The following is a 19,142-nucleotide window of genomic DNA, read 5'->3' on the forward strand; positions in this document are numbered from 1 at the left end:
CGCTTCGCAATCCAGCGGGAGCAAGCTCCCTCGCCACATCCTCCTGCGATAACAGACAAACGGTCTGGTCAGTGGCTTGTGCTTTGATGCGCCGAGGCCTATCCCTGTAACTATGTTGGCTCGCCACTGCGTGAGGTGCGTTCATGACCCTGAATGAGTTGAATGCGTATGCCATCGCCGGAAAGGTCGATGAGCTGAACCTGATCTCCATGGAGGGGGGCATTTACCTGCTGGAAGCACGGATGCATGGCGCGGCGTACCCCCTGAGCGATACGCACGGCCATATGATGAGCCTGCGTTCGGTGGAGCATGCCCGTGATGTGCTGCGCTCCTTTCCCAAGTTGCACTTCAACCTTGTGCACACGGTCGTGCATGACGAAATGTGCGGGCTGGTTGCCGACGTGGAAGAAAACCTGAAGGTGCCGATCGCCTGACGCCCCTCATCAATGGCATGACATCTGTGCTAGTCTGCTGGCCCTTTTGGTTCCGGGCGCTCCGGGACGCGCTGTGCACGCATGGCAAGTTCCCGAGCCGTCCGCACAGCGGAGCAGTGTCATGTCCGAAGTAAATCTGTCCACCGACGAAACCCGCGTCAGCTACGGTATTGGCCGTCAGCTGGGCGACCAACTGCGCGACAACCCGCCACCGGGCGTCAGCCTGGACGCGATCCTGGCAGGCCTGACCGACGCATTCGCCGGCAAGCCAAGCCGTGTGGGTCAGGAAGAAATGTCCGCCAGCTTCAAAGTCATCCGCGAAATCATGCAGGCCGAAGCTGCTGCCAAAGCTGAAGCGGCTGCTGGCGAAGGCCTGGCCTTCCTGGCTGAAAACGCCAAGCGTGAAGGCATCACCACTCTGGCTTCCGGCTTGCAGTTCGAAGTGTTGACTGCCGGTGAAGGCGCCAAGCCATCCCGTGAAGACACCGTGCGTACTCACTACCACGGCACTTTGATCAACGGCACCGTGTTCGACAGCTCCTACGATCGTGGAGAGCCTGCAGAATTCCCGGTTGGCGGCGTGATCGCCGGCTGGACCGAAGCCCTGCAACTGATGAACGCCGGCAGCAAATGGCGCCTGTACGTGCCGAGCGAACTGGCATACGGCGCTCAAGGCGTTGGCAGCATCCCGCCGCACAGCGTACTGGTATTCGACGTCGAACTGCTCGACGTTCTGTAATACCCGCTGATTACCTGTACCTGTAGGAGCGAGTTTGCTCGCGATGGGCGTCAACGATAACGCGGCCATCCTGAATGAACGCGGTGTGTTTGAGTTCTTCGCGAGCAAGCTCGCTCCTACAGAGTCTTGCGGTGATCTTCATATTTCGATCTTGTGGTGCAGTTCACTGTGCGGGCGCAACGCCCGGGCATAGCAGAACAGAAACAGATTACGCACCAGTTCCTTGAGCACCACCGGCTCGCTGGAGCTCAGGCCGCTGACGTCCAGGTCACCCTGGTCTTGCAGTTCGTTCAAGGCTTCTTCTTCAAGTACCGCACAGACTTCCCCGGTTTCCCGATGCAGGATTCTCAGGTAAGGGTGTGGGCGGTCCAGCCAGGCATCGATCAGATAAGTCATGATTCTCATCTCCATTGAAGGTCTTATGAGAATAATTCTTATTCACTAAATAGCAAGAGCCTATTGGTGGTTTGCGCTTTTTCCAGGCAAAGATTGCATCAGGTCAAAAACGACTGGCGTCTGGCTATGGCGAGGATTGACTGGGCGAAGCGGGGGGAGGGTGAGGCGCCATCCCGCGGCGGGCGCGGGATGGAAGACAGCAGGTTCAGACTTTCCTGACGAACTCGGACTTGAGTTTCATCGGGCCGATGCCGTCGATCTTGCAATCGATGTCGTGATCGCCGTCGCACAGGCGGATGTTCTTGACCTTGGTGCCGACCTTGACCACCAAAGACGTACCCTTGACCTTGAGGTCCTTGATCACGGTGATGGTGTCGCCGTCCTGCAGGACATTGCCGACCGAGTCCTTTTTCACGGCGTCATCGGACGCCGCTTCGGTTTCACCGCTGGCGGACCATTCGTGGGCGCACTCGGGGCAGATCAGCTGTGCGCCGTCTTCATAGGTGTATTCGGAATTGCATTTTGGGCAGGGTGGCAGCGTGCTCACTAAGGCTCCTTGGATTCAGGATCGCTAAAAAACGCACATTGTATAGGGTTTTAGGCGGGAGAGGGCGATGCAACACCTGTAGGAGCGAGCTTGCTCGCGAAGAACTCAATGACACCGCATTCATTCAGGATGCACGCGTTATCGTTGACGACCTTCGCGAGCAAGCTCGCTCCTACAGATACCCCTTAGTGCGTGCGGGCGACCGCGAACTCACTCAGTTCAACCAGTGCATCGCGGTACTCGCTGGCAGGCAGCGTTTCGAGGCACTTGATCGCGCGGGCCACATAATCGCGGGCCAGTTGCGCGGTGTACTCCAGCGAGCCCGAAGCTTCCACGGCTTCGCGGATGCTTTCCAGGTCCTCGATTCCGCCTTTCTGGATCGCCTTGCGCACCAGGGCGGCCTGCTCTGGTGTGCCTTCACGCATGGTGTAGATCAGCGGCAGGGTCGGCTTGCCTTCGGCCAGATCGTCACCGACGTTCTTGCCCAGGGTTTCGGCGTCGCCTTTGTAGTCCAGCAGGTCGTCGACCAGCTGGAAGGCCACCCCCAGGTGATCCCCGAATGTACGCAGGGCTTCGGCCTGTTCCGGCGTGGCTTCGCACAGGGCGGCAGCACTGTGGGTCGAGGCTTCGAAGAGCATCGCGGTCTTGCCGCGGATGACTTCCATGTAGGTTTCTTCGGTGGTGCTGGCGTCACGAACCTTCGAAAGCTGCAACACTTCGCCTTCAGCGATGATGCGCGTGGCCTGCGAAAGGATCTTCATCACCGGCATCGAGCCCAGCTCGACCATCATTTCGAACGAGCGCGAATACAGGAAGTCACCGACCAGCACGCTTGGCGCGTTGCCCCACATGGCGTTGGCGGTCGAACGGCCACGGCGCATGCCGGACATGTCGACAACATCGTCATGCAGCAGGGTGGCGGTGTGCAGAAACTCGATGGTCGCGGCCAGCAGGCGCAGGTCATCGCCTTCGCGACCCAGGGCCTTGCCACACAGCAGCACCAATAAAGGACGCAGGCGTTTGCCGCCAGCCGAGGTGATGTAATCGCCGATTTTCGATACAAGCGGCACGCGCGAAGTCAGCTGCTTCTTGATGATGCCGTCGACGGCGCTAAAATCGTCCGCCACCGCGCGGTAGAAAGCTTGGGGTTGCATCAGCGACAGTCGCTCCAGAAGGGTTGCGCGGCATGCTAGGACCCACGTCCGGGCCTGTCAAGGCGCGATGGACGGCCCCTTGCAAGGGACTCGTGGCTTGCGTACAATCGCGCACCCTGAACTTCCTGGGCAGCACCTGCCTTACGCAATTGCAAACGGGCCTCCAGCCCCATGCAGCCATGCCAGCCAATACCTCTTCTTATAAAGAGCTGGGTGAGCAGGATTATCGGAGAAATACCATGTCTTATGCAGTAATCGTTACTGGCGGCAAGCAGTACAAAGTCGCTCCGGGTGAATACCTGAAGATCGAAAAACTGGAAATCGCTACCGGCGAATCCGTTACCTTTGATCGCGTTCTGTTGGTTGCCAACGGTGACGACGTGAATATCGGTGCTCCAGTTGTTGCTGGCGCTACCGTTGTGGCTGAAGTGATCTCCCAAGGTCGTCACGATAAAGTCCGCATCATCAAGTTCCGTCGTCGTAAGCACCACATGAAGCGTATGGGCCACCGCCAGTGGTACACCGAGATCAAAATCACCGGTATTCAGGCTTAATTTCAGCCTAATTCCTCACTAGGAGAATTGAACTCATGGCACACAAAAAAGCTGGTGGTAGTACCCGTAACGGTCGCGACTCAGAAGCCAAACGCCTTGGCGTGAAGATGTATGGCGGCCAGGCTATCAAAGCAGGCAACATCATCGTGCGTCAGCGCGGCACCCAATTCCACGCTGGCTACGGCGTTGGCATGGGTAAAGATCACACCCTCTTCGCTAAAGTCGAAGGCGTGATCAAGTTCGAAGTAAAGGGCGCCTTCGGTCGTCGTTACGTGAGCGTAGTCGCGGCTTAATTGCGCGATCGCTGGAAAAGCCCTGTCTCGCGACGGGGCTTTTTCGTTTGTGGGGTGAGTCTCTTGCAAAGCTGTTTGTATGGGCTGTTGGCGTACGATGTAGGTGTCGTGGTTTAGGGTCGCTGCGCTCATTTTTGCAAGAGTCTTATGTCTTGATTGTTTTTCGGCTCGTCCGTATGGCGAGAGGCGTTTGTTATGAAGTTTGTTGATGAAGTATCGATTCGCGTAAAGGCTGGTGATGGCGGCAATGGCGCCATGAGTTTCCGTCGGGAAAAATTTATCGAGAACGGTGGCCCGAACGGCGGTGATGGCGGTGACGGCGGTTCCATCTACATGATGGCCGACGAAAACCTCAATACCCTGGTGGACTACCGTTACACCCGGCACTTCGATGCCGAGCGTGGCTCCAACGGCGGCAGCACCGACTGCACCGGCAAGAAGGGTGAAGACCTGATCCTGCGCGTTCCGGTCGGCACCACGGTGATCGACTCCGCGACTCAGGAAGTCATCGGCGACCTGACCAAGGCCGGTCAGAAATTGATGGTAGTGCAGGGCGGCTGGCACGGTCTGGGCAACACCCGTTTCAAATCCAGTACCAATCGTGCGCCGCGCCAGACCACTCCGGGCAAGCCGGGTGAGCAGCGCGACCTGAAGCTGGAAATGAAAGTACTGGCTGACGTCGGTCTGCTGGGTTTGCCGAATGCCGGTAAAAGTACCTTTATCCGTTCGGTATCGGCCGCCAAGCCGAAAGTTGCCGACTACCCGTTCACCACGCTGGTGCCGAACCTGGGTGTGGTCAGCGTCGATCGCTGGAAGAGCTTCGTCATTGCCGATATTCCGGGTTTGATCGAAGGCGCTTCCGAAGGTGCTGGTCTGGGCATTCGCTTCCTCAAGCACTTGGCGCGTACGCGTCTGCTGCTGCACCTCGTGGACATGGCGCCGCTGGATGACGCCAGTGCACCGGATGCCGCTGAAGTGATCGTCAACGAGCTGATCAAGTTCAGTCCGTCCCTGGCGGAGCGTGATCGCTGGCTGGTCCTGAACAAGTGCGACCAGATCCTTGATGAAGAGCACGATGCTCGCGTCAAGGAAATCGTTGATCGCCTGGAGTGGACGGGTCCGGTCTACGTGATCTCGGCCATCTCCAAGCTCGGTACCGAGCGCCTGTGCCACGACATCATGCGTTACATGGAAGATCGTGCTGATCGCCTGGCCAATGACCCGGCTTACAAGGAAGAGCTGGCTGATCTCGATCAGCGCATCGAAGACGAAGCTCGCGCGCAACTGCAGGCGCTGGATGACAAGCGTGCCCTGCGTCGCAGCGGCGTGAAGTCGGTCCACGACATCGGCGACGATGATTGGGATGAAGAAGATGTGGATGATGAAGACGGTCCGGAAATCATTTACGTGCGTGACTGATTCGTTGCGATAAACTTAAGCGCCGCTCAATCGAGCGGCGTTTTGGTATCTGGAAATCGATTGTTGGTCACGAATAACCACGAATAACGTCACGGGCAGTGCTAGGTCGCGCTGTCCTCAAGCTAAGGTTGAAGATGATGCGGAGCAAGGTGACAGGTGCGCAGCGTTGGGTCGTGAAGATCGGCAGCGCTTTGCTGACGGCGGACGGCAAAGGCCTGGATCGCGCGGCAATGGGTGTCTGGGTTGAACAGATGGTGGCCTTGCATGAGGCGGGTGTCGAGCTGGTGCTGGTGTCCTCCGGGGCGGTGGCGGCCGGTATGAGTCGTCTGGGCTGGACTTCGCGACCCAGTGCGATGCACGAGCTCCAGGCTGCTGCTGCAATCGGCCAGATGGGGTTGGTGCAGGCCTGGGAGTCGAGCTTTGCCAAGCATGGCCGGCATACCGCGCAGATTCTCCTGACCCATGACGACCTGTCCGATCGCAAACGCTACCTGAACGCCCGAAGCACCTTGCGTGCGCTGGTCGAACTGAAAGTCATTCCGGTGATCAACGAGAACGACACCGTGGTCACTGACGAAATTCGTTTTGGCGACAACGACACCCTGGCGGCGCTGGTGGCGAACCTGGTCGAGGCGGATTTGCTGGTAATCCTGACGGATCGCGACGGCATGTTCGACGCTGATCCGCGCAACAATCCGGATGCCCAATTGATCTATGAAGCGCGCGCCGATGATCCGGCGCTCGATGCGGTGGCGGGCGGTACTGGTGGGGCGCTGGGGCGTGGCGGCATGCAGACCAAGCTGCGTGCTGCGCGTCTGGCGGCACGTTCTGGTGCGCATACGATCATCGTGGGTGGGCGCATCGAGCGTGTGCTGGATCGCCTCAAGGCGGGCGAGCGCATCGGCACCTTGCTGTCGCCGGAGCGCGGCATGCTGGCTGCGCGCAAGCAGTGGTTGGCCGGTCATCTGCAAACCCGTGGCACTCTGGTGCTGGATGCGGGTGCGGTGATCGCGTTGTCCCAGGGCAACAAGAGCTTGCTGCCGGTCGGGGTCAAATTGGTGCAGGGCAGCTTCCGTCGGGGTGAGATGGTGGTCTGCGTGGCGCCGGACGGTCGTGAGATCGCCCGTGGCCTGGCCAACTACAGTGCGCTGGAAGCACAAAAAATCATTGGTCAGTCGTCTGAGGCGATTGTCGGTCTGTTGGGTTACATGGCGGAGCCGGAACTGGTTCACCGCGATAACCTGATTCTGGTCTGAAGGAATACCTGAATGCGCGTGGCAAAAGGATTGTTGGGGTTGCTATTGACGATGCCCCTGCTGGCTTCGGCCGAAGAGATCGGTCAGGTGTCGACGGTGTTCAAGTTTGTCGGGCCGAATGACCGGATCGTGGTCGAGGCCTTTGATGACCCCAAGGTCGATGGTGTGACCTGCTACCTGTCGCGGGCCAAGACTGGCGGCGTGAAGGGTGGCCTGGGGTTGGCCGAGGATCGTGCCGAGGCGTCTATCGCTTGCCGGCAAGTTGGGCCAATCAGCTTCAAGGGCGAACTCAAGGATGGTGATGAGGTGTTCAAGGAGCGCACGTCCCTGGTGTTCAAGACCATGCAGGTGGTGCGCTTCCTCGACAAGAAGCGCAATACGCTGGTGTATCTGGTGTACAGCGATCGCTTGATCGAGGGCAGTCCGCAGAATGCGGTGACGGCGATTCCGATTTTGCCGTGGGCCCACGCCCAATAATCTGACGCAAATCGCCAATGTAGGAGCGAGCTTGCTCGCGAAGATCTCCGTGACGCCGCGTTTCTTCAGGAGGCGCGCTTTATCGTTGACGACCTTCGTCGGAGCGCCGCCCGGAGCAAGCTCGCTCCTACAAATCGCAGGCAATAAAAAACCGACCCTGAGGTCGGTTTTTTAATGAACGAGTCGCTTAGGCGGCAGCGGCAACGTTCAGGGCCTTGACGTGGCCATTCAGGCGGCTCTTATGACGAGCGGCCTTGTTCTTGTGGATGATGCCTTTATCGGCCATACGGTCGATAACTGGCACAGCCAGAACGTAAGCGGCTTGAGCTTTGGCAGCGTCTTTTGCGTCGATGGCCTTAACTACATTCTTGATGTAGGTACGAACCATGGAACGCAGGCTGGCGTTGTGGCTGCGACGCTTCTCAGCCTGTTTTGCACGTTTTTTGGCGGAAGGTGAGTTGGCCACCGTCGAGCTCCTCGAAAGACTTTTTAGGAAATAGCAAACAAAATAGGCCGCGAATCATGCCGATGAGTTGAGTTCTTGTCAAGGGCGGTTGAGACGTTCCGCTAAGTGGTAGGTGAAGCAAGCTTGGAGATTTCTTTCCAGCGTGCGACCTGTAAACTCGCGAGCTTTGGCTCTGTGCTGTTGCGGCGCGGAGTATCGCATAAGTAGGCGCGTAGTTCGCCTGCTGTTTATCGACAGGCACAAACTCTTTCCATGAATCTGCTCAAATCGTTGGCCGCCGTCAGCTCTATCACGATGCTTTCCCGGATTTTGGGATTTGTTCGAGACACCCTCATAGCGCGCGCATTTGGCGCGGGAATGGCGACCGACGCCTTCTTTATCGCCTTCAAGTTGCCCAATCTGCTGCGGCGAATCTTTGCCGAAGGGGCGTTTTCCCAGGCGTTCGTGCCGATTCTTGCCGAATACAAAAGCCAGAAGGGCGAGGAAGCGACCCGAACCTTCATTGCTTATGTCTCGGGCCTGCTGACGCTGGTGCTGGCGCTGGTCACCGTGCTGGGCATGATTGCCGCGCCGTGGGTCATCTGGGTGACCGCGCCGGGCTTCACCAACACGCCGGAAAAATTCGAACTGACATCAAGCCTTTTGCGGGTGACCTTTCCCTACATCCTGCTGATTTCCCTGTCGTCGTTGGCTGGTGCGATCCTCAATACCTGGAATCGCTTTTCGGTGCCAGCCTTCGTGCCGACCCTGCTGAACGTCAGCATGATCATCTTTTCGGTGTTTTTGACGCCGTACTTCGATCCACCCGTAATGGCGCTCGGCTGGGCGGTGCTGGTCGGCGGCCTGGCGCAGTTGCTCTATCAGCTGCCGCACCTGAAAAAGATCGGCATGCTGGTGCTGCCGCGTCTGAACCTGCGCGACACTGGCGTCTGGCGTGTCATGAAGCAAATGTTGCCGGCCATTCTCGGGGTATCGGTGAGTCAGATTTCGCTGATCATCAACACTATTTTTGCCTCGTTCCTGGTCGCCGGTTCAGTGTCCTGGATGTATTACGCCGACCGTTTGATGGAGCTGCCGTCCGGCGTGTTGGGCGTCGCACTGGGGACGATTCTGCTGCCGACCCTGGCCAAGACCTATGCCAACAAGGATCGTCACGAGTATTCGCGCATCCTCGACTGGGGGCTGCGCCTGTGCTTCGTATTGGTGCTGCCTTGCTCGCTGGCATTGGGGATTCTTGCGGAGCCGTTGACGGTTTCCTTGTTCCAGTACGGCCAGTTCAGTGCGTTTGATGCGTCGATGACCCAGCGTGCCCTGATCGCTTATTCGGTCGGTTTGCTCGGGATTATCGTGATCAAAGTGCTGGCCCCCGGCTTTTATGCGCAGCAAAACATCCGTACACCGGTAAAAATTGCGATTTTTACCCTAGCGGTCACCCAATTGTTCAACTTGATGCTGATCGGGCCGTTGGCTCACGCAGGCCTGGCCTTGGCGATCAGTGCCGGCGCCTGCCTCAATGCCGGCTTGCTGTTCTATCAACTGCGCAAACAGCAGATGTACCAACCGCAGCCGGGCTGGGCGAAGTTCGCGTTCAAACTGCTGGTCGCGGTGGCGGTGATGTCCGCGGTACTGTTGGGTGTGATGCACTTTATGCCAGTCTGGGATCAAGGGCATATGCTCGAACGCTTCTTGCGTCTGGGGGTGTTGGTGGCAGCGGGTGTGGTGGCTTATTTCGGCATGTTAGTGTTGATGGGTTTCCGTTTGCGCGACTTCAATCGCAAGGCGCTGGAATAGAGGTTCTGGCTTCGATAAACACGGGCGAGCCGACAGTTTTGTCGGCTCGATCACTTTGGGTTACGGTGTTGCCTGTCGTCGGCCGCCGGGTGTGGTTATAATCGACCACTTTATGAGCAAGAAGCGCGTTATGCAGCTGGTTCGAGGCCTCCACAATCTGCGCCCCCAGCATCGGGGCTGTGTCGCCACTATTGGCAACTTTGACGGTGTTCACCGTGGTCACCAGGCTATCCTGGCGCGGCTGCGTGAACGTGCGCTCGAGTTGGGCGTGCCCAGCTGCGTGGTGATTTTCGAGCCGCAGCCGCGAGAGTTTTTCGCCCCGGACACGGCCCCGGCCCGTCTGGCCCGGCTGCGCGACAAACTGCAGCTGCTGGCCGACGAAGGTGTCGACCGCGTTCTGTGCCTGGCCTTCAACCAGCGGCTGAGCAAGCTCAGCGCCAGCGAATTCGTTGATACCATCCTGGTGGACGGCCTTGGCGTACAGCACCTTGAAGTTGGTGACGACTTCCGGTTCGGCTGCGACCGCGTAGGGGATTTCGATTTCCTGCAACAAGCCGGCATCGTTCAGGGCTTTTCCGTCGAGGCGGCGCAAACCGTTGAGCTGGACGGTATTCGCGTCAGCAGCACTCAGGTCCGCAACGCCCTGGCCGCAGCTGATTTTGCCTTGGCCGAGCGACTGCTAGGTCGGCCGTTCCAGATTACCGGGCGGGTGCTGCACGGCCAGAAGCTGGCGCGCCAGTTGGGTACGCCCACGGCCAACATACAACTCAAGCGCCGTCGCGTTCCGCTTTCCGGGGTTTATCTGGTCAACGTCGACATCGACGGCAAGACCTGGCCAGGCGTCGCCAATATCGGCGTGCGGCCAACGGTACAAGGTGATGGCAAGGCCCACCTCGAAATACATCTTTTAGATTTTGCCGGCGATCTATATGACCGGCGTTTAACGGTGGTTTTCCACCACAAGCTGCGTGAAGAGCAGCGTTTCGCCTCTCTGGAGGCGTTGAAAACGGCGATCAACGCGGATGTCGCCGCCGCCCGTGCACTAGCCGCACCTAGCGCCCATCGCTAATGAAGAGCCTTAAATGACCGACTATAAAGCCACGCTAAACCTTCCGGACACCGCCTTCCCAATGAAGGCCGGCCTGCCTCAGCGCGAACCGCAGATTCTGCAGCGCTGGGACAGCATTGGCCTGTACGGAAAGTTGCGCGAGATTGGCAAGGATCGTCCGAAGTTCGTATTGCACGACGGCCCTCCGTACGCCAACGGCTCGATTCACATCGGTCATGCGCTGAACAAGATTCTCAAGGACATGATCATCCGCTCGAAGACCCTGTCGGGCTTCGACGCGCCTTATGTTCCGGGCTGGGACTGCCACGGCCTGCCGATCGAGCACAAGGTCGAAGTGACCCACGGCAAGAACCTGGGCGCGGACAAGACCCGCGAACTGTGCCGGGCCTATGCCACCGAGCAGATCGAAGGGCAGAAGTCCGAGTTCATTCGCCTCGGTGTGCTGGGCGACTTCGCCAACCCGTACAAGACCATGGACTTCAAGAACGAGGCCGGGGAAATCCGTGCCCTCGCCGAAATCGTCAAGGGCGGTTTCGTGTTCAAGGGCCTCAAGCCTGTGAACTGGTGCTTCGACTGCGGTTCGGCCCTGGCCGAAGCGGAAGTCGAGTACGAGAACAAGAAGTCCTCGACCATCGACGTGGCTTTCCCGATTGCCGATGAAGCCAAACTGGCTGCCGCCTTCGGTTTGCCATCGCTGGCCAAGCCTGCCTCGATCGTGATCTGGACCACCACCCCGTGGACCATCCCGGCCAACCAGGCGCTGAACGTTCACCCGGAATTCAACTACGCCCTGGTCGACGTCGGCGACAAGCTGCTGGTACTGGCCGAGGAGCTGGTCGAGTCGTGCCTGGCGCGCTACTCGCTGGAAGGTTCGGTCATTGCGACCACCACCGGTAAAGCGCTGGAGCTGATCAACTTCCGTCACCCGTTCTACGACCGTCTGTCGCCGGTTTACCTGGCCGACTACGTTGAACTGGGCGCCGGCACCGGTGTGGTTCACTCCGCTCCGGCCTACGGCGTGGACGACTTCGTGACCTGCAAGAAGTACGGCATGGTCAACGATGACATCCTCAATCCGGTTCAAAGCAACGGCGTGTACGCGACCTCGCTGGAGTTCTTCGGCGGCCAGTTCATCTGGAAGGCCAACCCGGCCATCGTCGACAAGCTGACCGAAGTCGGTGCGCTGCTGCACACCACCATCATCGAACACAGCTACATGCACTGCTGGCGCCACAAGACCCCGCTGATCTACCGCGCCACCGCGCAGTGGTTCATCGGCATGGACAAGCAGCCGACCACCGGCGACACCCTGCGTCAGCGCTCGCTCAAGGCCATCGAAGAGACCCGGTTCGTTCCGGCCTGGGGTCAGGCGCGCCTGCACTCGATGATCGCCAACCGTCCGGACTGGTGCATCTCCCGCCAGCGCAACTGGGGCGTGCCGATCCCGTTCTTTCTGAACAAGGAAAGCGGCGAGCTGCACCCACGTACCGTCGAGCTGATGGAAGAGGTCGCCAAACGCGTTGAGGTCGAAGGCATCGAGGCCTGGTTCAAACTGGACGCCGCCGAGCTGCTGGGCGCTGAAGCGCCGCAGTATGACAAGATCAGCGACACCCTGGACGTCTGGTTCGACTCGGGCACCACGCACTGGCACGTCCTGCGCGGTTCGCACCCGATGGGCCACGAAACCGGCCCGCGTGCCGACCTGTACCTGGAAGGCTCGGACCAGCACCGTGGCTGGTTCCACTCGTCGCTGCTGACCGGTTGCGCCATCGACAACCACGCACCGTATCGCGAACTGCTGACTCACGGCTTCACTGTCGACGAGTCCGGCCGCAAGATGTCCAAGTCCCTGGGCAACGTGATTGCGCCACAGAAAGTCAACGACACCCTGGGCGCCGACATCATGCGTCTGTGGGTTGCTTCGACCGATTACTCGGGTGAAATGGCGGTTTCCGAGCAGATCCTGCAACGCAGTGCGGACGCCTACCGGCGTATCCGCAACACCGCGCGCTTCCTGCTTTCGAACCTGACCGGCTTCAACCCGGCCACCGACCTGCTGCCGGCCGAAGAAATGCTGGCTCTGGACCGTTGGGCCGTGGACCGTACCCTGCTGCTGCAACGCGAGTTGCAAGAGCACTACGGCGAATACCGTTTCTGGAACGTCTACTCGAAGATCCACAACTTCTGTGTGCAGGAGCTGGGCGGCTTCTATCTCGACATCATCAAGGACCGTCAGTACACCACTGGCGCCGACAGCAAGGCCCGTCGTTCGTGCCAGACCGCGCTGTTCCACATCAGCGAGGCGTTGGTGCGCTGGATCGCGCCGATCCTGGCGTTCACCGCCGACGAACTGTGGCAGTACCTGCCGGGCGAGCGTAACGAGTCCGTCATGCTCAACACCTGGTACGAAGGCCTGAGCGAACTGCCGGAAGGCTTCGAGCTGGACCGCGCGTATTGGGACCGGATCATGGCGGTCAAGGTCGCGGTCAACAAGGAAATGGAAATCCAGCGTGCAGCCAAGGCTGTCGGTGGCAACCTGCAAGCCGAAGTGATGCTGTTCGCCGAAGACGCGCTGACCGCCGACCTGGCCAAGCTGAGCAACGAACTGCGCTTCGTGCTGATCACTTCGACCGCCAGTGTTGCGCCATTGGTGCAGGCACCGGCCGATGCCGTGGTCACCGAAGTCAGCGGCCTGAAGCTGAAGATCGTCAAGTCGAGCCACGCCAAGTGCGCCCGTTGCTGGCACTGCCGTGAAGACGTCGGTGTGAACCCGGAGCATCCGGAAATCTGCGGCCGTTGCGTCGACAACATCAGCGGCGCTGGCGAGGTCCGTCACTATGCCTAATGCCGTTGGCCGTTTCGGACGGCTGAGCTGGCTCTGGTTGAGTTTGCTGGTCCTGGTCATCGACCAGGCCAGCAAGTTCTACTTCGAAGGCTCGTTGAAAATGTACCAGCAAATCGTGGTGATCCCCGATTACTTCAGCTGGACCCTGGCCTATAACACCGGTGCGGCGTTCAGCTTTCTGGCCGACAGCTCCGGCTGGCAGCGCTGGCTGTTCGCGTTGATCGCTGTCGTGGTCAGTGCGGTGCTGGTGGTGTGGCTCAAGCGTCTGGGGCGCAACGAGACCTGGCTGGCGATTGCGCTGGCACTGGTGCTTGGCGGCGCGCTGGGCAATCTGTATGACCGCATTGCGCTGGGTCATGTGATCGATTTCATTCTGGTGCATTGGCAGAACCGCTGGTATTTCCCGGCGTTCAACTTTGCCGACAGTGCAATCACGGTTGGTGCTGTCATGCTGGCACTGGATATGTTCAAAAGTAAAAAGACCGGAGAAACCGTTCATGACTGAACAGGTATTGGCTGAGCAACGTATCGGCCAGAACACGGAAGTCACCTTGCATTTCGCATTGCGCCTGGAGAACGGCGACACCGTGGACAGCACGTTCGACAAAGCCCCGGCGACCTTCAAGGTTGGTGACGGCAACCTGTTGCCAGGTTTCGAGGCGGCCCTGTTCGGTTTCAAGGCTGGTGACAAGCGTACGCTGAGCATCGAGCCGGAAAACGCTTTCGGCCAGCCCAACCCGCAAAACGTGCAGATCATCCCGCGCTCACAGTTCCAGGACATGGAACTGTCACCTGGCTTGCTGGTGATCTTCAACGATGCGGCCAATACTGAATTGCCGGGCGTGGTGAAAGAGTTCGATGACGCGCAAGTGACCATCGACTTCAACCACCCGCTGGCGGGCAAAACGTTGACCTTTGACGTGGAAATCATTTCCGTCAAAGCGCTGTAGATACTGTGGATGCGAGCTTGTGTGGCGAGGGGGCTTGCCCCCGTTGGGGTGCGAAGCGCCCCTGAAACCGGCCTCCGCGATTCTGAATGAGTCAGCGGTGACTGTTTTACGATTGCTGCGCAATCGAACGGGGGCAAGCCCCCTCGCCACAACAAGCTCGCTCCCACAGTTTGTTTTTCATTGTTTTCGCGCGCAAGACACGAGGCACAGCATGCAAATCAAACTCGCCAACCCCCGTGGCTTCTGCGCCGGTGTGGACCGGGCGATCGAAATCGTCAACCGCGCCCTGGAAGTCTTCGGGCCACCGATCTACGTGCGCCATGAAGTGGTTCACAACAAGTTTGTCGTCGAAGACCTGCGCTCCCGTGGTGCGATCTTCGTCGAAGAGCTGGACCAGGTGCCGGACGATGTCATCGTGATCTTCAGTGCCCACGGCGTTTCCCAGGCCGTGCGCAGCGAAGCGGCTGGCCGTGGGCTGAAAGTGTTCGACGCTACGTGCCCGCTGGTGACCAAAGTCCACATCGAAGTGGCGCGTTACAGCCGCGACGGTCGTGAATGCATTCTCATCGGCCACGCCGGTCACCCGGAAGTCGAAGGCACCATGGGCCAGTACGATGCCGGCAGTGGTGGCGCGATCTATCTGGTCGAAGACGAGAAAGACGTTGCGGCGTTGCAGGTGAACAACCCAGAACAGCTCGCCTTCGTGACCCAGACCACCTTGTCGATGGACGACACCAGCCGCGTTATCGACGCGCTGCGTTCGCGCTTCCCGGCCATCGGTGGGCCGCGCAAGGACGACATTTGCTACGCCACGCAAAACCGTCAGGACGCGGTCAAGCAACTGGCCGACGAGTGCGACGTGGTGCTGGTAGTCGGTAGCCCGAACAGCTCCAACTCCAATCGCTTGCGCGAATTGGCTGAACGCATGTCCACTCCGGCCTATTTGATCGACGGTGCCGAAGACCTGCAAAAAAGCTGGTTCGACGGCGTCGAGCGTATTGGCATCACCGCCGGCGCATCTGCCCCGGAAGTCCTGGTGCGCGGCGTGATCCAGCAGTTGCAGGCCTGGGGGGCTACCGGTGCCGATGAACTGGCCGGTCGCGAGGAGAACATCACGTTCTCGATGCCTAAAGAACTGCGCGTTCGCTCGTTGCTCTGAGTTTTTTCCTTTCTTTGCATGACGGCTGCTCAGCCTTGTCGCTGCGCAGGCTGACGCGACCGGTCCGAGCCAACACCACTTGATGTTGGCTCACCGGCTCGCGAACTGCGCAAATGTGTAACGTTCCACCAATCAGTGACTCGCCCTGACCCCTGAATCGTATAGATTTTTCGACCGGGCCGTTCCCCACGATCGACACGCGTGCGCCGCTCCGGCGCTCGGCCAACAGTGGATTGTCACTGTCCATATCCCCCTTGCCGCTGATATCCAGAATGATCCGCCAGCCCTGGCTCCAGTCGCCATTGATGCCATGAATCACCACGGCCTGGTTGCGGACGATGGCTTCAGTCCGGGCGGTGCGAATACCGCTGAAAAGAGCCTGTGCCGCTTGCTCTCTTTGGTTCGACTCGATGAGTGCTCCGTATGTCGGACTGATCAAATGCAGAACAATTCCTGTAATTGCCAGTCCCATGAGCAGTTCGATCAGGCTGAAGCCTTGTTGCCGCATGACAATTCCCTCCGTGGCGTGCTGTGGCTCACGCTATCCCTGCGCGAGAAATGGCAACGCAAACGCACCGCATCGCTCGAATGTTGTGCTGCGTAAGAGCAGGTATAGCCGAAGGAAACAGAAGGCCACGATGGATCATCCTACAAAAGGTTTCACGCTGATCGAGATGCTGGTCGCGATCGCGATCCTTCTGATTCTGCTGACGCTGTCTGTCCCGGCGTTTACCCGCTCGACGCAAACAACCAGGGCTGATACTGAAATCGCTGACCTGCGACGAGCCCTGAGTTTTGCCCGGCTCGAAGCCATCGATCGGGGCATTACCACACGGGTGCGCCCGACGGCTGGTAGGGATGCCTGGAGTGGGGAGCTGGCGGTTTACGACGGTACGGGCGCTTTGGCCAATGTATTGCGGGTTGTTCCGGCGATGAGCAGCGGCGCAACTCTGGCGCTAACCTCAGGCCTGACTTTCATCGATTTCAACAGTATGGGCGGATTGTCATCACCGTCCTCAGAGGTGGTGATCAGCTATGGGCGGGGAGCACAAAGCAGGACGCTGACGGTGTGTTTGAACGGACGAATTCTATTGGGTGGAAATTGCGGATGAAAGCAGGGAGCAAGCGCACGCAGGAGGGCATGACGCTGATCGAAGTCCTGGTGGCGTTAGTCATTCTGGGCGTGGGATTGCTGGGGGCAGCGGCGTTTCAGCTCAATGCGTTGAAGTACACGGACAGCGCGCGCATGACCAGTCAGGCCAGTTTTATCGCCTACGACCTGATGGACCGCATTCGCGCCAACGCCGCTGCGGACTACACCATCGCGCCGCCGGCTTCGGGCAATCCGGACGTTACCCGGGATCAGGACCTGTTTGACTTCAACGCCAATATTGTCGGTTCGCTCGGTGCTACCGCGACGGGCAGCGTCACCGTCAATCAGCAGGTGTACACCATCACGATTACCTGGGACGACTCACGGGCTGCGAAGGCCGCCGACTCGCGGCGCAGCTTCGTCCTGACCAGTCGCACGGCCATTGATCCGGTGGGGGCCCCGTGAGTCGCTGCAGCAAGGGGTTTGGCCTGGTCGAGCTGCTGATCGCCATGGCTTTGAGCCTGGTTGTTGTGCTGGGCGTGGTACAGGTTTTTATCGCAGCCAAGAACACCTATCTCAGCCAGAACGCGGCCGCGAACATGCAGGAGGACGCACGTTTCGTGTTGAGCAAAATGATTCAGGAAGTCCGCATGGTCGGGATGTTCGGTTGTCTGGAATCGATCACCGATTCAAGTGAGAAAAGGGATTTCCATGCCAGTCAGCTAGCACCGATCCGTTGGGACAACGGCGGCCGCAAGTTGACGCTGGTTACGGCGGATGTCGGCGGCAATGGCGGCAAGCCGGACTGGACCGTGCTTTCCGATTGTCGAAACAATTCGACGGCCTACAGTGAAGGTCGGACTCCAGTGGCAGGGCAGCTGGCAATTCCGATCCGGCGGCTGATTTACAGCTTCAGCAACAACCAGTTGCTTATGAGGAGCGGGGCTGCAGCAGACCAGGTATTGGTGGATAACGTCAGCGCTTTCGACGTGAGTTTCGGCCTGGCCAGCACGGCCACTGACCTGGCTGCTTCGCGCTACAGCAGCAACCCGCCGGACCCCGCGCTGATTCGTAGCGTTCGCCTGAGCCTGACCTTCACCGATCCGAACCGCCGAGTGAGCGATCAAACCTTCAGCGTGGTTGCGGCTCTGCGCAACCGCTTGCCATGAGAGGGTGCCAATGATTCGGTCTCCCATGACGTGTGACCCCCAGCGCGGCATGGCACTGTTGGTCAGTCTGGTGTTCTTGCTCTTGCTGACGTTGATTGGTCTTTCATCGATGCAGAGCGCCACCCTGCAGGAAAAAATGGCCGGTAGCGTCGTCTTGCGCAATCAGTCGTTCCAGAGTGCCGAAGCCGCATTGCGGGTGGGCGAGAGTGCCGTGCGGCGGGACAGTTATGCGTTACCTGTTTGTAGCGGCATCGTTCAATGCGCACCACCGTCCGAGTCCTCGACTATTACCGCTGCCGGTTTCAACGCCTCTTCAGGCGTGACCTGGGTTGCATCGGGCAAGGGCTTTTATGGCGTGCAAAATATCGGTGTCAGTAAAAATGCGGTGAATGTGCCCATCAATACCCCGGCGACCTTGTATCGGGTAACGGCGGTCGGCATCGCGGGGCATTCGCGCAGTGTGGTGGAGAGCATCTATGCGAAGTACTGAGCGACCTGTCAGGTTATGGTCACAACTGATCGGTTTCGTAGTCGCGATTGACCTGTCGATGTCGGCGCACGCTGCCACGTCAGCGGATTCGCCAGCGCTGAACCGGCCAACCTGTCTGGCGAATGGCAATTGGTACGGTTTTTACCACAGTAATCAGGGGTTGAAAGCCGTCTGCCTGAAGCTGCCCGAGGCGATCGGCGTTAAGATGCTCGACAGCAACGGCGATGGAATAGTCGACAACAGCGACACGCTCTCCGACGGCGTGATCTTTGTTGGAGAGCATTCGACCCAGGACGCCGGTGATAATGGCGGCGCCGTGAACGATTCCACTGGCGACGATACACCGGGGATGGAAAAATCCGGCGGCAGCCGTCGCATCATGTGGCGACAAATACAGTAAGTGAGAGTTGAGGCATGCGTAGTTCCAACCGCGGTTTTACCCTGATCGAAATCATGATCGTGATTGCGATCATCGGGATTGTCATGACCATTGCTGCCCCGAGTTTCACCGAATACCTGAACAAGGGCCGTCGCGCAGAAGTGGCCGGTCTGCTCTCGGAGCAGGCGCAGGTTCTGGAGCGCTTCTACTCGCAAAAAAATGCCTACACCGATGCGACGGGTCTCAGCGCCGGCAATGATTACTATGCCATCACACCGACCCTGACCGACCAGACTTTCCTGTTGACGGCGGTGCGCAAGGCTGACTCGAGCATGGCCACTGACAAGTGTGGTGATCTGACCATCACCAATACCGGAGTCCTCGGCATGGTCAACGCAAAATCCGGCCTGACCAGCAAAGACTGCTGGGGGCGCTGAGTTTTTTTCGGGTGCCTTTTGCACT

Annotated in this window: 24 protein-coding genes; 19 read left to right on the forward strand and 5 right to left on the reverse strand. The window is 59.1% G+C overall.

All coding sequences use genetic code 11. The features are described from left to right. Nucleotides 1–143 precede the first annotated feature (143 nt). Both KW849_RS27230 and KW849_RS27235 read left to right on the forward strand, forming a co-directional pair. The gene (locus tag KW849_RS27230; protein WP_108216419.1) at nt 144–434 is read left to right on the forward strand and encodes a DUF6482 family protein; all 291 of its coding nucleotides are present in this window, start codon (nt 144–146) and stop codon (nt 432–434) included. Nucleotides 435–555: 121 nt separating this feature from the next. Continuing rightward, the gene (locus KW849_RS27235; protein ID WP_108216420.1) at nt 556–1,173 is read left to right on the forward strand and encodes an FKBP-type peptidyl-prolyl cis-trans isomerase; all 618 of its coding nucleotides are present in this window, start codon (nt 556–558) and stop codon (nt 1,171–1,173) included. A 138-nt stretch (nt 1,174–1,311) separates the two neighbouring features. Here KW849_RS27235 and KW849_RS27240 read toward each other — a convergent pair whose 3' ends face one another. The 3 genes from KW849_RS27240 to KW849_RS27250 all read right to left on the reverse strand — a co-directional run bounded on the left by KW849_RS27240 (nt 1,312) and on the right by KW849_RS27250 (nt 3,270). After that, complete coding sequence (locus tag KW849_RS27240) at nt 1,312–1,569, reverse strand: hypothetical protein (protein ID WP_217836406.1); 258 nt, start codon at nt 1,567–1,569, stop codon at nt 1,312–1,314. Between the two features lie 205 nt (nt 1,570–1,774). Next, entirely contained in the window at nt 1,775–2,116 is a 342-nt protein-coding gene (locus KW849_RS27245) for a zinc ribbon domain-containing protein YjdM (RefSeq protein ID WP_108216423.1), read from the reverse strand. Between the two features lie 185 nt (nt 2,117–2,301). Beyond that, complete coding sequence (locus KW849_RS27250; protein WP_108216424.1) at nt 2,302–3,270, reverse strand: polyprenyl synthetase family protein; 969 nt, start codon at nt 3,268–3,270, stop codon at nt 2,302–2,304. A gap of 239 nt (nt 3,271–3,509) precedes the next feature. On the opposite strand from KW849_RS27250, the gene rplU reads away from it, so the two are divergent. The 5 genes from rplU (at nt 3,510) to KW849_RS27275 (ending at nt 7,269) form a co-directional block, all read left to right on the forward strand. Beyond that, on the forward strand, nt 3,510–3,824 hold the full coding sequence (rplU, locus tag KW849_RS27255) for a 50S ribosomal protein L21 (RefSeq protein ID WP_003176051.1): 315 nt from the start codon (nt 3,510–3,512) through the stop codon (nt 3,822–3,824). Between the two features lie 35 nt (nt 3,825–3,859). Then, nucleotides 3,860–4,117, forward strand: a complete 258-nt coding sequence (gene rpmA, locus KW849_RS27260) for a 50S ribosomal protein L27 (RefSeq protein WP_003281574.1) — start codon at nt 3,860–3,862, stop codon at nt 4,115–4,117. Nucleotides 4,118–4,312: 195 nt separating this feature from the next. Next, nucleotides 4,313–5,536 carry an Obg family GTPase CgtA gene (gene cgtA, locus KW849_RS27265; protein ID WP_008052064.1) on the forward strand — a complete coding sequence of 408 codons (1,224 nt, stop codon included), beginning with the start codon at nt 4,313–4,315 and terminating at the stop codon, nt 5,534–5,536. Between the two features lie 137 nt (nt 5,537–5,673). Then, nucleotides 5,674–6,792 carry a glutamate 5-kinase gene (gene proB, locus KW849_RS27270; protein WP_108216425.1) on the forward strand — a complete coding sequence of 373 codons (1,119 nt, stop codon included), beginning with the start codon at nt 5,674–5,676 and terminating at the stop codon, nt 6,790–6,792. A gap of 12 nt (nt 6,793–6,804) precedes the next feature. After that, nucleotides 6,805–7,269: a CreA family protein gene (locus tag KW849_RS27275; RefSeq protein ID WP_218432484.1), complete on the forward strand. Its 465-nt coding sequence runs from the start codon at nt 6,805–6,807 to the stop codon at nt 7,267–7,269. Nucleotides 7,270–7,456: 187 nt separating this feature from the next. Here KW849_RS27275 and rpsT read toward each other — a convergent pair whose 3' ends face one another. Beyond that, nucleotides 7,457–7,735 (reverse strand): 30S ribosomal protein S20, encoded by a 279-nt coding sequence (gene rpsT, locus KW849_RS27280; RefSeq protein ID WP_007970922.1) that lies wholly within the window; start codon nt 7,733–7,735, stop codon nt 7,457–7,459. 252 nt (nt 7,736–7,987) lie between these two features. On the opposite strand from rpsT, the gene murJ reads away from it, so the two are divergent. The 6 genes from murJ to ispH all read left to right on the forward strand — a co-directional run bounded on the left by murJ (nt 7,988) and on the right by ispH (nt 15,549). Then, complete coding sequence (gene murJ / locus KW849_RS27285) at nt 7,988–9,526, forward strand: murein biosynthesis integral membrane protein MurJ (RefSeq protein ID WP_218432494.1); 1,539 nt, start codon at nt 7,988–7,990, stop codon at nt 9,524–9,526. 130 nt (nt 9,527–9,656) lie between these two features. Further along, nucleotides 9,657–10,595, forward strand: coding sequence for a bifunctional riboflavin kinase/FAD synthetase (ribF, locus tag KW849_RS27290; protein WP_218432496.1), 939 nt, complete (start codon nt 9,657–9,659; stop codon nt 10,593–10,595). Nucleotides 10,596–10,608: 13 nt separating this feature from the next. Continuing rightward, nucleotides 10,609–13,440: an isoleucine--tRNA ligase gene (gene ileS, locus KW849_RS27295; protein WP_218432502.1), complete on the forward strand. Its 2,832-nt coding sequence runs from the start codon at nt 10,609–10,611 to the stop codon at nt 13,438–13,440. Further along, on the forward strand, nt 13,433–13,945 hold the full coding sequence (gene lspA, locus KW849_RS27300) for a signal peptidase II (RefSeq protein ID WP_218432503.1): 513 nt from the start codon (nt 13,433–13,435) through the stop codon (nt 13,943–13,945). Before ileS ends, lspA begins: the two co-directional genes overlap by 8 nt. A gap of 7 nt (nt 13,946–13,952) precedes the next feature. After that, entirely contained in the window at nt 13,953–14,390 is a 438-nt protein-coding gene (gene fkpB, locus KW849_RS27305) for an FKBP-type peptidyl-prolyl cis-trans isomerase (RefSeq protein ID WP_172435403.1), read from the forward strand. 211 nt (nt 14,391–14,601) lie between these two features. Further along, nucleotides 14,602–15,549 carry a 4-hydroxy-3-methylbut-2-enyl diphosphate reductase gene (gene ispH / locus KW849_RS27310; RefSeq protein WP_218432504.1) on the forward strand — a complete coding sequence of 316 codons (948 nt, stop codon included), beginning with the start codon at nt 14,602–14,604 and terminating at the stop codon, nt 15,547–15,549. Here ispH and KW849_RS27315 read toward each other — a convergent pair. After that, complete coding sequence (locus tag KW849_RS27315) at nt 15,518–16,057, reverse strand: GspH/FimT family pseudopilin (RefSeq protein ID WP_218432505.1); 540 nt, start codon at nt 16,055–16,057, stop codon at nt 15,518–15,520. The genes ispH and KW849_RS27315 overlap by 32 nt on opposite strands. Nucleotides 16,058–16,187: 130 nt before the next feature. Here KW849_RS27315 and KW849_RS27320 point away from each other — a divergent pair, with 130 nt between their 5' ends. From KW849_RS27320 to KW849_RS27345, 6 genes are read left to right on the forward strand one after another with little or no spacing between them, the layout of a single operon-like run. Then, on the forward strand, nt 16,188–16,661 hold the full coding sequence (locus KW849_RS27320) for a GspH/FimT family protein (RefSeq protein WP_218432506.1): 474 nt from the start codon (nt 16,188–16,190) through the stop codon (nt 16,659–16,661). After that, nucleotides 16,658–17,107, forward strand: coding sequence for a type IV pilus modification protein PilV (gene pilV, locus KW849_RS27325; RefSeq protein WP_218432507.1), 450 nt, complete (start codon nt 16,658–16,660; stop codon nt 17,105–17,107). The genes KW849_RS27320 and pilV overlap by 4 nt, the downstream gene beginning before the upstream one ends. Beyond that, nucleotides 17,104–17,811: a prepilin-type N-terminal cleavage/methylation domain-containing protein gene (locus KW849_RS27330; RefSeq protein WP_218432509.1), complete on the forward strand. Its 708-nt coding sequence runs from the start codon at nt 17,104–17,106 to the stop codon at nt 17,809–17,811. The genes pilV and KW849_RS27330 overlap by 4 nt, the downstream gene beginning before the upstream one ends. Before the next feature lie 10 nt (nt 17,812–17,821). After that, on the forward strand, nt 17,822–18,301 hold the full coding sequence (locus KW849_RS27335) for a PilX N-terminal domain-containing pilus assembly protein (protein ID WP_218432511.1): 480 nt from the start codon (nt 17,822–17,824) through the stop codon (nt 18,299–18,301). Nucleotides 18,302–18,359: 58 nt separating this feature from the next. Beyond that, nucleotides 18,360–18,701 (forward strand): hypothetical protein, encoded by a 342-nt coding sequence (locus KW849_RS27340; RefSeq protein WP_256357398.1) that lies wholly within the window; start codon nt 18,360–18,362, stop codon nt 18,699–18,701. A gap of 14 nt (nt 18,702–18,715) precedes the next feature. Further along, entirely contained in the window at nt 18,716–19,117 is a 402-nt protein-coding gene (locus tag KW849_RS27345) for a type IV pilin protein (RefSeq protein ID WP_218432515.1), read from the forward strand. Nucleotides 19,118–19,142: the final 25 nt, after the last annotated feature.

The sequence above is a fragment of the Pseudomonas sp. PDM26 genome, from assembly GCF_019219185.1.
Classification (GTDB): Bacteria; Pseudomonadota; Gammaproteobacteria; order Pseudomonadales; family Pseudomonadaceae; genus Aquipseudomonas.